General features: G+C 70.8%; 8 protein-coding genes. 3 read left to right on the forward strand and 5 right to left on the reverse strand.

Features of this window, described 5'->3' with window-relative positions; genetic code table 11:
• Positions 1–10: 10 nt before the first annotated feature.
• Positions 11–3793, reverse strand: a complete 3783-nt coding sequence (locus O7614_RS19670) for a hypothetical protein (protein WP_278139930.1) — start codon at positions 3791–3793, stop codon at positions 11–13.
• A gap of 535 nt (positions 3794–4328) precedes the next feature.
• Between O7614_RS19670 and O7614_RS19675 the strand changes: the two genes are divergently transcribed.
• From O7614_RS19675 to O7614_RS19685, 3 genes are all read left to right on the forward strand, one after another.
• Entirely contained in the window at positions 4329–5624 is a 1296-nt protein-coding gene (locus O7614_RS19675; protein WP_278139931.1) for a vanadium-dependent haloperoxidase, read from the forward strand.
• 281 nt (positions 5625–5905) lie between these two features.
• A complete protein-coding gene (locus O7614_RS19680; RefSeq protein ID WP_278139932.1) occupies positions 5906–7048 on the forward strand; it encodes a cellulose binding domain-containing protein in 1143 nt (380 codons plus the stop codon).
• A gap of 203 nt (positions 7049–7251) precedes the next feature.
• Complete coding sequence (locus tag O7614_RS19685) at positions 7252–7743, forward strand: GNAT family N-acetyltransferase (protein WP_278139933.1); 492 nt, start codon at positions 7252–7254, stop codon at positions 7741–7743.
• A 16-nt stretch (positions 7744–7759) separates the two neighbouring features.
• Here O7614_RS19685 and O7614_RS19690 read toward each other — a convergent pair whose 3' ends face one another.
• The 4 genes from O7614_RS19690 to O7614_RS19705 all read right to left on the reverse strand — a co-directional run bounded on the left by O7614_RS19690 (position 7760) and on the right by O7614_RS19705 (position 12945).
• Positions 7760–8224, reverse strand: coding sequence for a MaoC family dehydratase (locus O7614_RS19690; protein ID WP_278139934.1), 465 nt, complete (start codon positions 8222–8224; stop codon positions 7760–7762).
• Positions 8225–8241: 17 nt separating this feature from the next.
• On the reverse strand, positions 8242–9390 hold the full coding sequence (locus O7614_RS19695; protein WP_278139935.1) for an acyl-CoA dehydrogenase family protein: 1149 nt from the start codon (positions 9388–9390) through the stop codon (positions 8242–8244).
• 46 nt (positions 9391–9436) lie between these two features.
• A complete protein-coding gene (locus O7614_RS19700) occupies positions 9437–12223 on the reverse strand; it encodes a LuxR family transcriptional regulator (RefSeq protein ID WP_278139936.1) in 2787 nt (928 codons plus the stop codon).
• 110 nt (positions 12224–12333) lie between these two features.
• A complete protein-coding gene (locus O7614_RS19705; RefSeq protein ID WP_278139937.1) occupies positions 12334–12945 on the reverse strand; it encodes a TetR/AcrR family transcriptional regulator in 612 nt (203 codons plus the stop codon).
• Between the last annotated feature and the right edge of the window lie 70 nt (positions 12946–13015).

A 13015-nucleotide genomic window follows, 5' to 3' on the forward strand; every position in this document is an offset into this window, starting at 1 on the left:
ACATTCCTGCTCATGACTCCAGCAGATTCTGGACCGGAACGCATGCGCGGCAGGGCCAGACGCGTACGGTGCCGTCGTCATGCGTCGAGACGAGCCGACCGCCGTCCGGGCTGAAGTCGACGGTCTCCACGGAAGCGCCGAATCCCCCGAAAGTCACGGACTGCGCGGCCTCCGAGGCGTGCCACAGCCGTGCGGTGCCGTCCTTTCCAGAACTGAGCACCCATTGCCCATCCGGGCTGAACGACACGTGCCAGACGGGCCCCTCGTGTCCTCGCAACACCATCGGGGCGATGCCGCTCGTGACGGAGTGGATCTGCACGGTGCCGTCGAAGCCGGCGCTGACCACCCGCTGTCCGTCCGGACTGAAGGCCACCGCCCATACCAATCCCTCGTGACCGGGAAGTAGTAGTGGATCGGCCGTGCCGAGGGCGTCCCAGATCCGTAGGGTGCCCTCCGCACCAGCTGTGGCGACCTTCTTGCCGTCCGGACTGAAGGCGGCGTAACGGATCTCTTCGGCGACCCGATGGACTACTGGGGCACTCTGGCCGGTAAGGTCCCAGATTCGCAGGCTTCTGTCGTTGCTGACGCTGGCCAGGCGACGGCCATCAGGGCTGAAGTCGGCGATCCATGCCTGCTTCTCGTGGCCGCGAAGCACCACGGTTTCGTGCCTGCCGGCGAGGTCCCAAACTCGTACGCTGCCGTCGCGGCCGCCGGTGGCCACACTCGACCCGTCCGCACTCACGGTGAGACCGTAGACGTCGCCCTCGTGGCGCCCGAGCACCCGAGGCTCGGCCGGTGTGGTTAGGTTCCAGACCTGCACCGTGCCGTCCTCGCCGCCGCTGACGACCCGCTGACCGTCCGGGGTGAACGCGGCCGACCAGGTGGCCTTCTGGTGGCCCCGCAGAATCAGCCGGTCACTGCCCGGGTCCCAGATCCGCAGCGTCCCGTCATCGGCCGCGCTCACCAGCCGGGATCCATCCGGACTGAACGCCAACGCCCAGACCCGGTTGGTGTGGCCGCGCAGCACCAACGGGTCACCACCGCCGTTGGCGTTCCAGATCCGTACGGTCAGATCGTCGCTGGTGGTCGCGATCCACTGCTCGTCCGGGCTCAGCGCGAGCCCCTCCACAGTGCCCTCATGCCCGCGTAGCACCACCGGGGCTGCGGACCCGGTCAGCGGCCACACCCACGCCGTACCGTCGGCGCTGGAGCAGGCCAGGCGGGTGCCGTCCTGGCTGAACACCAACGTCCTGGTGGCCTCTCGTGGCCCGGTGAGAATCGTTCTGGTGGATCGCGCGGCCAGATCCCAGAGCCGTACCGTCGCGTCGTGGCTGCTGCTGGCCAACTGGCGCCCGTCGGGGCTGAAGGCCACACCGACTGCCACCTTCCGGTGCCCATGCAGCACCACCGGTCGGCCGCCACCGAGGGCATCCCAGACCCGAACGGTGGTGTCCTCGCCAGCACTGGCGACCGACCGTCCGTCGGGGCTGAAGGCCACTCCCCAGACCGGGCCCTCGTGCCCGCGTAGGACGATGGGCCCGGCGGTTCCATCGACCTGCCAGATCCGGACGGTGCCGTCCGAGCCGCCGGTGACCAGTCGCGTCCCGTCCGGGCTGAACATCGGGCTCCAGACCTGTCCCTCGGGGCCGTCGGTGAGGGTCACGCCCGGTCCGGAGACGCCGTGTCCGGCCCAGGTCCACACCCGAACCTCGCCGTCCGTCCCGGTGGCCGCCACTCGCCGCCCGTCCGGGCTGAACGCCACGCCCAACGCCTTCTTGCTGCTCATCGGCACAATCGCCTGCAGCCGGTCATCGACGGCAGCCTGGCGGAGCACCATCTCCGCACCGACAGTCGGACGTGTGGTCAGAGCGCGTCTGGCGAGGCGCTGCGCCTGCTGCGGATCAATCTGCAGCTGGTTGTTGGCCTCAACCGTCAGCTGCCGGGAAACAGCGAGATCTCGTTCGGCGGCCGCCCGGTTCGCCTGCACCAGCGCCACCGCCGCGAGGACGCTCACCACGACGACGGTTGCCGCGAGCCCGGTCAACGCCACCCGGGTCCGCCGCCGTCGGGCCGTACGGCGCCGGCTCTCTCGTGCCCGGCTGCTCTCCAGAAAGTCCCGTTCCAGGTCACTGAGGTCCATCACCTGGTGCGTTCCCCAGAGCGCCAACTGGACCCCCCGATAGAGGAATCCGTCTACCCGGTTGTGCCGATCCCACTCGGCGGCAGCCTCCGTCAGCCTGCGGTGGGAACGCAGCAGCTCCCGATCTTCGGTCAGCCAGCGACGCAGCCGGGGCCATTCCTGGATCAGGGCCTCGTGGGCCACCATGACGCCCTTCTCGTCCGCCGTGACCAGCCGCGCGGCCGTCAACCTGCCCAGCACCTCAGCCGCGGCCAATGGGTCTGCCCCGCCGACCAACTCAGCGAGCGGTGCCCGGCGTCGGGTGTCCTCGGTGCCGTCACCGAGAGCGGTCAGGCGCAGGAAGATGTGCCGTGCCAACCCTCGCTGCCCCTCGTCGAGCTGCGCGTACACCCCTTCGGCGGTACGGGTGATGGCGCCGTTCACTCCGCCTGATTCGCGGTAGTGGGCCAGGGTGATCCGCTTGCCCTGCCGCAGGCGCGACGTCTCCAAAAGTGCGTGGGACAGCAGCGGCAGCGCGCTCGTCTGACCGCCCACGTCTGCTACGGCCATCTCCACCAACGCCGGATCCACCAGCAAACCGGCGCGCTCGGCGGGGCCGGTGATCGTCCGACGCAGATCCTCATCGTCCATCGGGCCGATCAGCAGCTGGTGTTCATGGAGAGCGGCCACCAGGGCCGGGTAGGCGGCACACCGACCATAGAAGTCGGCCCGTACTCCCAGCACCACGCGTGCCCTGGGGACCTCCGCCGCGGCGAGCAGCGCGGCGATGAACCCCGACCGTTCCTCCTCCTCGCGACAGAGCGTGAAGAGCTCCTCGAACTGGTCCACCACGATGAGCATGTTCCCGACCGATGGGCGGGCACTGAGAATCTGCTCTATCGCTCCGCGGATGCTGGCCGGATCCTCGGCCAGGTGGCGCTGGACCGTGTCGCGAGCCAGGTCCTGTTCATTGACGAGCTGGAGCGCGAGTTCTTCGATCGGATGTTCGCCGGGCGTCATCAGCACCGTGGCCCAGGCCGGCTGACCCTTGGCGGGATTTTCGACCAGGGCCGCTATCAGACCTGCTCGTAGCAGGGATGACTTGCCCGCCCCGGACGGGGCGAAAACCGCGACGAACCGGAGGCGGGTGAGCATTTCACAGAGCTGAGCCACCAGGCGCTCGCGTCCGAAGAACCATTCTGAGTCTTCCGGCTGGAAAGCCTCCATTCCCCAGTACGGCCCGCGGCCGGCCGCCGCCGTCTCGGCGGCCGTCAGGCTGGCGATCAGGCGGTGCCACCGCTCGGTCCATTCGGTCGGATCGCCGTCACAGGCGGCGACGTACGCCAGCGTGACCTGAAGGCTCGGCACGGTCTCGCCGCTGGCCGCCTTCGCCAGGGTGGTCACCGAGAAGTGCGCACGTCTGGCCAGTTGGCGGTAGGTCGGCGAACCCGCCTTTGTCCGCAGCTGGCGTAGGTCGAGCGCGAACCGCTCCAGCTCGCCTGCCTCCGGGTCGAGCGGCCGCTCAGGTCTGCCCACGTTGTCCCCCGTCACGGAGTTGTTTGTCAGCCTGGCGACATGATTGGCAAACAATCCATCAGCGACTATACCTAGTCCCGTGTACGCCGATCGGCCGGTGTCGGACGGCAGGCAGAGCGCGGCCAGACGTGCGGCCATGTTCGACGGACCAAGACGATCGACGGCACGAAGGAGGGGCGAAAGGGACGTGTAACACGCACCAGGAACGGCATCAGCGCAATTATTGGCAGCACTGGTGACCGCCCTGGAATCGGGGGGTGTTAAGCGATCCCCGAGTAGACGAGGGGGCATTCGATACGAGTTCGCTATCGCTGCGACGTCAATCTACCGATCAGGGCGAGGAGCAGGACCAGCTCCATTCGCATCGACGGCCAGTACCGACGCCGTTCAATTTGGCGCGGCGGAACTGGTCACTGAACGGCGCTGCTGCTGGTACGGGGCGGCGACGGGACCTGTCGCCGCCCTATCCGTTCAACGGCCACGAGGGCGGCGAAGCGGTCCACGTTCGACGTCAGCTGCGCTTGCTCGACTCGGCACTCCATTCAGCTCACGCATCCGCAGCGTAATCTCCGCCCATCAAGGCTCACCAATAGCATTTCGATCGCCATCGATTGCGACGTGTGCACCGCCTGCCTTCGACAGCCGACATCGACAACCGACCGACGGGGAGATCATGACGAGCCGCAAGCAATCACGTCGCCTGATCTGGTCACGCGTCGTTCCCGCAACCATCGCGCTCGGCACGCTGGTCGTCTCCACGATGACCGGTCCGGCACCTGCGGCTGCGGTCTCCGGTACCGGCCGCGCCAATCCGGTGGTCACCTGGGACCTGAACGCCCAGACGGCAATCTGGGATATCGCGGCTCAGCAACCGAACGAGCAGGTGCGCAGTTTCGCAATGGTGAACGGGGCCGTCTACGACGCTCTGAACGCGGTCGCCGGCACCCCGTACCAGCCGTACCTCGCCGCACCGCCGTCGAGCGGGACCGAGTCGGTGGACGCTGCCGTCGCCACCGCCGCCCATGACGTACTCGCCGCTCTCTTTCCCGATCAGCGGGAGCGGCTTCGGGCGCAGTACGACGCGGCTCTCGCTCCGATTCGCGACGGGCGGTCGAAGCAGGGCGGCATCAGGGTCGGGGCACGAGCCGCGGCCGCGATGGTCACCGCACGGCAGGACGACGGCGCGTTCGGGGACCAACAGTGGAGCCACGGCACAAGGCCCGGCCAGTGGCGACCCACGCCACCGCTGTTCCTGTCCCAGGGCGCATGGACCGGCCACATGCGGCCGTTCCTCATCCCCCGTGCGTCGATGTTCCGCACGCCCGCGCCGCCGCGACTGACCAGCAGCGCCTACACCCGCGACCTCAACGAGGTGAAGGAGGTCGGCTCGGCGACGAGCACGGTGCGCACGCAGGACCAGACGGAGGCCGCGATCTGGTGGCACGACCGGCGGTCCGGCTCCTGGGAGATCAAGCGACAGCTCGCCACCACCCAACAGCTGGACGCCCTGCAGACCGCGCGCTTCTTCGCGATGACCGACCTCATCGTGGCCGACTCAGGCGTGGCGTGCTTCAGCCAGAAGGACTTCTGGAGCTACTGGCGTCCGGTCACCGCGATCCAACAGGCCGACACGGACGGTAACCCGAGGACGTCCGCCGATCCGGGCTGGCAGTCGCTGCTCATCACGCCGCCCTTCCCCGAGTACCCCTCCGGCCACGCCTGCGGCACCGGTGCGCGCATGTCGCTGTACCGACACTTCTTCGGCCGAGACGACATCGCGTTCAGCGGGTCCAGCGCCGACTCCGGCACGACACGGCACTTCACCAGCTTCTCGCAAGCGCTCGACGAGCTCATCGGTGCACGCGTCTGGGGCGGCGTCCACTTCCGCACCGCCGACGTCGAGGGCGCGAAACTGGGCGAGGAGGTCTACCGCTATGCGGTCCGGCACTACTTCCGCCCTCTGAGATAGCCAGCCACGACGTTGTCCGACGAGGTTTCAGCCGGCTCCGGCGGTGCATTGCTGCTGTTAGCGATAACACGCTATGGTGCGTCGGCGAGGTGCAGGGCACACCTCCGCCACGGCCCATCGATCCGACGCGCCTGACCGATGCGAGCCACCGCGCCACGACCACCAGTGACGATGTCCGGGCTCCTGGTCGTAACGCGACGCCCATCTCCGCGTGCCGCGTCAGGGCAGCAGCCGTCCCCTCGGCGGCCGCTGCTGTCGCGCACCCCAGCAGAGGAAGTCCCATGAGCAGTTCGATGCTCGCCACTCCCGTCCCTCCCGCACCCACCGCCCTCACTCCGGCGTCGCGGCCCCGACGCGCCCGCCTGTGGTGGGCCGCCCTGACCGCCGTCGCCGCCATACCGATCGCGACCAGTCCCGCCAGTGCGGAGTCCAACGGCGGAGTACGCGTGATGCCGCTCGGTGACTCCATCACCGACGGGTTCAACGTCCCCGGCGGTTACCGGATCGAGCTGTGGCAGCGGTTCACGGCCGGGGGTTACCGGGTCGACTTCGTCGGCTCGCAGTTCAACGGCCCAGCCAGCCTCGGTGACCACGACCACCAGGGGCATTCCGGCTGGACGATCGCCCAGATCGACGCCAACGTGGTCAACTGGTTGCGGGCCACGAACCCCCGGACGGTGCTGCTGCACATCGGCACCAACGACATGTACGGCGACACGTCCGGCGCACCGGGTCGGCTGGCAACCCTCGTCGACCGGATCACCAGCACCGCCCCGAACGCGGACGTGTTCGTCGCGACGATCATCCCGAAGGCCGGTGCGGACAATCAGGTCCGGGGATACAACAACGCCATCCCCGGGATCGTGCAGAGCCGCGCCGCCGCCGGAAAGCGTGTCCACCTGGTCGACATGTACCGTGCCCTGACGCTCAGCGACCTGGCCGACGGCGTGCACCCCAACGCCACCGGCTACCGCAAGATGGCCGCGGCCTGGTACGACGCACTCAGGACGGTGCCCGGCAGCATCGGCGGGGACACGCCGCCGACCACTCCCCCACCCACCACTCCCCCACCCACCACTCCCCCGCCGACGACGCCCCCGCCGTCGGGTGACTGCCGTGTCGCGTACACGGTCAACGCCTGGAACAGTGGTCTCACCGCCTCGATCTCGGTGACCAACACCAGCAGCACGCCGGTCAACGGTTGGGCCCTGGCGTTCACGCTGCCCGGTGGGCAGAGCATCACCAGCGGCTGGAACGCCGGCTACTCCCCGTCCAGTGGCGCGGTCACCGCCCGCAACGTCTCCTACAACGCGACGATCGCGCCGAACACCTCGGTCGACATCGGCTTCCAGGCGACCCACACCGGCAACAGTGGCCGCCCGTCCGCGTTCACCCTCAACGGCACCGCCTGCACGGTCGCCTGACGCCATCCGTCGCCCGCGTGGTCACTGTGGTTCACCGCCAGGGGACGGACGCGGCAGAGAGCGGTATACCTCAGCGTCACAGTTGTGACGCTGAGGTATACCGCTGAACAGCACATCGACCTGGCGGGCCGGCCGAGGCCGATGGCGAGCACCCTTCACCGCGCCAGAAGCCCAGTCCCTGAGGGAGGACTAGGGTCGGGATGATGGAGAAAGGACTGACGGTCCGGCCGGCGAGTCTGACGGACGTCGCCGCACTGGTCGAGTTGCGTCTGGCCAACGCCGAGGCGCACCTTGCTCTCGACGCCGCCACCTACCGCATTCCGCAGGGCGACGCCGTGGCGCGCCACTTCACGGCCGCGCTGATCGACGAGACCGGGCGGGACGGCATCCTCGTCGCTGAGACTCCCGACGGTGAGGTGGTCGGAATGGTCGAAGTGCTGCGCCATCCCGATCCGCCGGAGCACCAGATCCTGCGTCCGGAACCTGCGGCCCAGATCCACACCGTTGTGCTGCCCGACTGCAGAGGGCTCGGTGTGGGGTCAGCGTTGCTGGCGGCGGCCGAAACGTGGGCGAGGGATCGGGGGATCGCGTACCTGTCGGCTGGCATCCACCATCGCAACGTCGGTGCGGCGCGCTTCTACAGCCGGCACGGCTACACCGACGCCGGCCGGTCCCTCGGTAGGAGCGTGCGATAGCCGTCGCGACGTCGGGTCATCGATCCGTGGCGCGGTAGAGACGACTCACGGTCTCGGCGACGCAGACGGGCTTGCCACCGCCGTCGCTCTCCACGGTGACCGTCGCGACCAGCTGGACACCACCGCTCACCGGAGACACCTCGGCGATGGTGGCGGTGGCCCGCACGGCGGCGCCGACCCGGACCGGCGCGGGGAAGCGCACCCGGTTCAGCCCGTAGTTGACCCCCATCGTCACCCCGTCCACCCGGTAGAGCTGACCGGCCAGCGTCGGCAGCAGCGACAGGGTCAGGTACCCGTGGGCGATGGTGCCGCCGAACGGCCCCGCCGCGGCCCGGGCCTGGTCGAGGTGGATCCACTGGTGGTCGTCGGTGGCGTCGGCGAAGAGGTCGACGCGCTTCTGCTCGATGCGGAGCCACGGCCCGGGCCCGAAGGTCTCGCCGACCGCGGCGGCCAACTCCTCGAACGAGCTGAAGACTCTCATGCCTGCTCTCCTTGCAGCTAGAAGGCGTTGACGCCGGTGAGCGCGCGGCCGATGAGGAGTTGCTGGATCTGGCTGGTGCCCTCGTAGAGGGTGGCGACCCGGGCGTCGCGCAGGTACTTGCCGACCGGGTACTCGTCGATGTAGCCGTACCCACCGAACACCTGGACCGCGTTGTTGGCCGCGCGGACCGCGGCCTCGCTGGCGAAGAGCTTGGCCATCGACGCCTCGGTGGCGAACGGCTGGTCGCGGTCGATGAGGTCGGCGACCTGCCACACCAGAAGCCGGGCGGCGGCGGTGTCCACCGCGATCGCTGCCAGCAGTTGTTGGACGAGCTGGTGCCCGGCGATCGGCTTGCCGAACTGGGTCCGCTCCCCCGCGTAGCCGACCGCCGCGTCGAGGCAGCCCTGGGCAATGCCGACGCACCCGGCGGCCACCGACATCCGCCCCTTGGCGAGCGTGGCCAGGGCCAGGCGGAACCCACCGCCCTCGGGGCCGAGGCGGGCCGCGTCGGGCACGCGTACCTCGTCGAAGCCCAGCTCGCCGGTGGCCTGGCCGCGCAGGCCGAGCTTGCCGTGGATCTCCCGTCGGGTCAGCCCGGGGCTGTCGGTGGGCACCAGGAACGCGGTGATGCCTCGGTGCCCGGGGCCACCGGTGCGGGCGAAGACCAGCGCGACGTCGGCGGTGGTGCCGTTGGTGATGAACGTCTTCGTGCCGGTGAGCAGCCAGTCGGTGCCGTCGCGGACCGCACGGGTGCGCAGCGCGGCGGCGTCCGAGCCGCTGTCCGGCTCGGTCAACGCGAAGCAGCCGAGTGCGGTGCCGGCGCAGAGTCGGGGCAGCCAGTCGGCTCGTTGTTCCGCGCTGCCGTGCCCGGCGATCGACTTCGCGACCAGGCCGAGGGAGACCGAGACGATGCCGCGCACCGCCGAGTCGCCGCGGCCCAGCTCTTCCAGGACCAGGCAGTACGCGAGGTGGTCGCCACCGGAGCCGCCCTCGGCCTCGCTGATGGTCAACCCCAGGAACCCCAGGTCACCCAGCATGCCGACGATGGCGGGGTCGACCGACTCGCGCCGGTCCCAGGTGGCCGCGTGCGGCACCAGCTCCCGGTCGGCGAACTCGGCGGCCAGTTGGCGGACCGCCGCCTGCTCGGCGGAGAGGGTGAGCTCCATGACCAATAAACTAGCGGTGATAGTTAATGACGTCCAGACCGGAGGGTCATCGGTCGGAGGCCAGCCTGACGTGCCGCTCGGTGGCGAACGCGCGCACCAACTCGGTACGCGAGCGGATGCCCAGCCGGTGAAAGACGTTGCGCAGGTGGTGGTCCACCGTGCGGGTGGACAGGAACATCCGGGCGGCGATCTCCCGGTTGGTGGCGCCCTCCGCGACCAGCTCGGCGATCCGCAGTTGTTGCCCGGTCAGCAGTCGCGCCGCCGGCAGGTCCGGTGGTCCGACCGACTCACCGGCCGCCCGCAACTCCGTGGTGGCCTGCTCGGCCCAGCAACCGACCCCGAGCAGCGTGAACATCTCGCGGGCCTGGTGCAGGTGGGTACGCGCGTCGCGGGGGCGTCGACTGCGGCGCAGCTCCTGACCGAAGAGCAGCTCGGTGCGTGCCCGCTCGAACGTGCCGGCCTCGGTCGGGTGCAGCCGCAGCGCACGCTGGAACTCCTGCTCGGCCTCGGGGCCGCCGCGCGGCGCGAGCAGCGCGTGGCACCGGGCGGACAGGGCCCGCCGCAACGGGCTCGCGGTGCTGCTGGCCCATCTGTCGAACACGGCGAGAGCCGCCGTCGCGGTCGGCCGGCAGGGCAGGTGGGCCGCCGCCTCCACCAGGTACGGAGTGGCCATCACCTGCACCAGCACCTGACCGCGCCCGGTGCCGAGCCGGGCCAACGACGCCAACCGGTCCGCAGCCTCGGCGTGCCGGCCGTCGACCAGGTCGAGCACCGCCAGGGCCCAACCGGCGAGCGCGTGCGGACGGCTGCCCGGCATCGGCGCCTCGCCGATCTCGCGGATCCACCGCAGGCTGGTGTCCCGGTCCGCCCGCACGGCGGCGAGCACGGCGAGCATGCCGAGATGGACGTTGGCGCAGTTGACCTGACCGGTGGCCCGCGCGACCCGCAGCCCGTCGCGGGAGGTCGCCGCCGCCGCCTCGTGCCGACCCAACCAGTACTCGGCGACGGCCCGCAACTCCAGCGCCCGGGACAGCATGGACAGCTCGCCCCGCTCGCGGGCCACCCCGACGGCACGGTCGGCGAGTTGGTGTGCCGCGCCGTCCACCGCGACCACCAGGCCAGCTGCTGCGGCGCAGCTCAGCGCGGTGGGAGTCAGCGCCGGCCCGGTCAGCCGACCACCCAGCACGACGGCGCGGCGCAACGCGGGGCCGGCCCGCTCGTGGTCACCGCGCAGGGTCGCCGCCACCCCGCCGACCAGACTGCCCATCAGCTCCAGTGCGGGAGGGTCGTCCGGCCGCCGCAACGCCAACGCCCGGCGGCCCACCTCGGCATACCGGTACTGGTCACCGGCGAAGCAGACCGCCTCGCCGGCTCGAACCAGCCCGGACAGTGCCCGCGCACGATCGGTGCCGGCCACCGCCGCGGCGGCGGCGAGCAACCGGGCCGACGCACGTGCCGCCGTGCCGCACCGCAGCTCCAGCTCACCGAGCAGCAGGTCGGCGCGACCCCGGACGCCCGGGTCCGTGCACACCGGGCGGAGGCGGTCGAGGAGGAGCCGAGCCACGTCGGGCTGTCCCCCGGCCCAGGCATACTGGGCGGCGGTCAGCAGCCGGGCGGCTGTCCGGGTTGGTTCGTCGCTGAGGTCGGCGGCCCAGCGCAGCGCCGCCGACGCGGTGGCCCAGCCGCCGGCGCCACCGACTGCCGCCTGTTCCAGCTCGTCGGCGAGGGCCGGGTCCGCACCGGCCGCGGCGGCGGCGAGATGCATCGCGCGGCGCAGCCGCTGCCCGTCGGCGACCAGCACCCCGGCGAGCAGTCGGTGCGCCGTACGCCGTTGCGCGAGCGTCGCACTCGACGCGATCAGAGCGCGCACCAACGGTTGCGGGAACGTGACGCCCCGCGGCTCGACGCGCACCAGGCCGGCGACCTCCGCCGGGGCAAGCGCCTCGACCTCGGCGCCGGCGACACCCGCGGCCCGGATCAGAGTGCCCGGCTCGCCGTCCTCGTCGAGTGCCGCGAGCAGCAGCACCCGCCGGGTGTCCGGCGGTAACCGGTCCAGCCGGGCTCGGTACGCGCGGCCCAGCGCGCCGTCCGCCGGTGGCGCGGTGGGCAGCGGATCCTCTCCCCGCCACTGCCCCGGGGTGAGCACCTCGGCCAGATCCACCAGGGCCTGCGGGTTGCCGCCACCGACCACCGCGAGGGTGGCCGCGACCGGCGCGGTGGGGCACTCGGGCAGCCGGTCGGTGAGGATGGCGACGCTGTCGCGCACGTCGAGCGGCCGGAGTCGGTGTGCCGGCACTCCGTCGATCATGGTGGTGACATCGGCGGTGAGCAGGACTGCGACCGGCAGGTGCCGTAGCCTGCGCGCCACGAAGGCCAGCACCTGCGCCGTCTGGGGATCGCCCCGGTCGACGTCGTCCATCACGGCGAGCAGCGGATGGTCCCCGGCGGCGGCGGCGAGCAACCCGAGCACCGCCATCGACAGCGTCAGCTGGCGGTCGGCCGGGCAGCTCTCCCCGGCCAGCGCGCGCCGCAGCAGTTGGCGTTGCTCGTCGGCCAGTGCGGCCGTCCGGTCGAGCACCGGGTCGAGCAAACGTTGCAGGCCGGCGTACGGCAGCGAAGCCTCCTCGGCGAGCCCGTTGCCGGCGAGCACGGCGCAGGTCTGGGCGTACCGGCGGGCGTAGCCGACCAGGGCGGTGCGGCCCGATCCGGGCTCCCCCTGCAACAGCAGGGCCCCGCCGCCATCGGTCACTCCGTCGAGCAGGCTCCGGAGCGCTCGACATTCGTCGTCTCGCCCACGCAGCACGGTTAATTGCACTCTCGATGCAGTAACCATGCATGCCAGTGTCACCCATCGGAAACCGAATGGAAAGAGCTGCGCCCTGCTGCCGCGACAGGTTCCGGCGGAGAACCCGCCCGGTCGGCTCCGGCGTCGCTCCGCCGGCGTCAGTCGGCCGCGACCTCGGCCAACAGGGCACCCACCGTCCGGGTCATCACCGCGCGAGCCTGGTCCACGCCGAGCCCGAGGCCGTAGCGCAGCATCGACCAGGCCGGCCACATGCTCGCCGCCACCAGGGCGTTGAGCAGTTGTTCCCGACCGCGACCAGCCTGGGCCAGCTCGGCGGCGAAGAGCTCCTCGACCTCGTCGCGCACCCGGTCGATGTGCTTGAGGCGGTTGCGGTGCAGCTGTTCGGAGACCGGCTCCCGCATCTGTGCGGCCCGCGCCGACGGCGTGATGAGCTGGAGCAGCCGGGCCCGCTGCCGGCAGTACGCGTCGACCCGCTTCGCCAGCGGCAACCCGGTCGGCACCGACCGGAAGGCGGCGTCCTGCTGGCGGAGCACCTCCGCGCCGCTCGCCTCGAAGAGCGTCTCCATGTCCTTGAAGTTGGTCCACAGCGTCCGCAGCGAGATGCCGGCCCGTTCGGCGATGCGTTCCCCCGTCGGGCGCAGGTCACCCTCACCGATGAGCGCGAGATGCGCGTCGACGATGGCCGCACGGGTGCGCTCGGCCCGGGCGGTGCGCCCGTCGACCCGACTCGCTACCTCGACCCCGTCCATCCGCCCCCGCCTCCTCACCGCCACGGCGCCTCCTGACGCACCGCCGAGTCTAGACAGGCGGTGATCAGCG

It is taken from the genome of Micromonospora sp. WMMD961, from assembly GCF_029626145.1.
In the GTDB taxonomy this organism is placed as follows: domain Bacteria; phylum Actinomycetota; class Actinomycetes; order Mycobacteriales; family Micromonosporaceae; genus Micromonospora.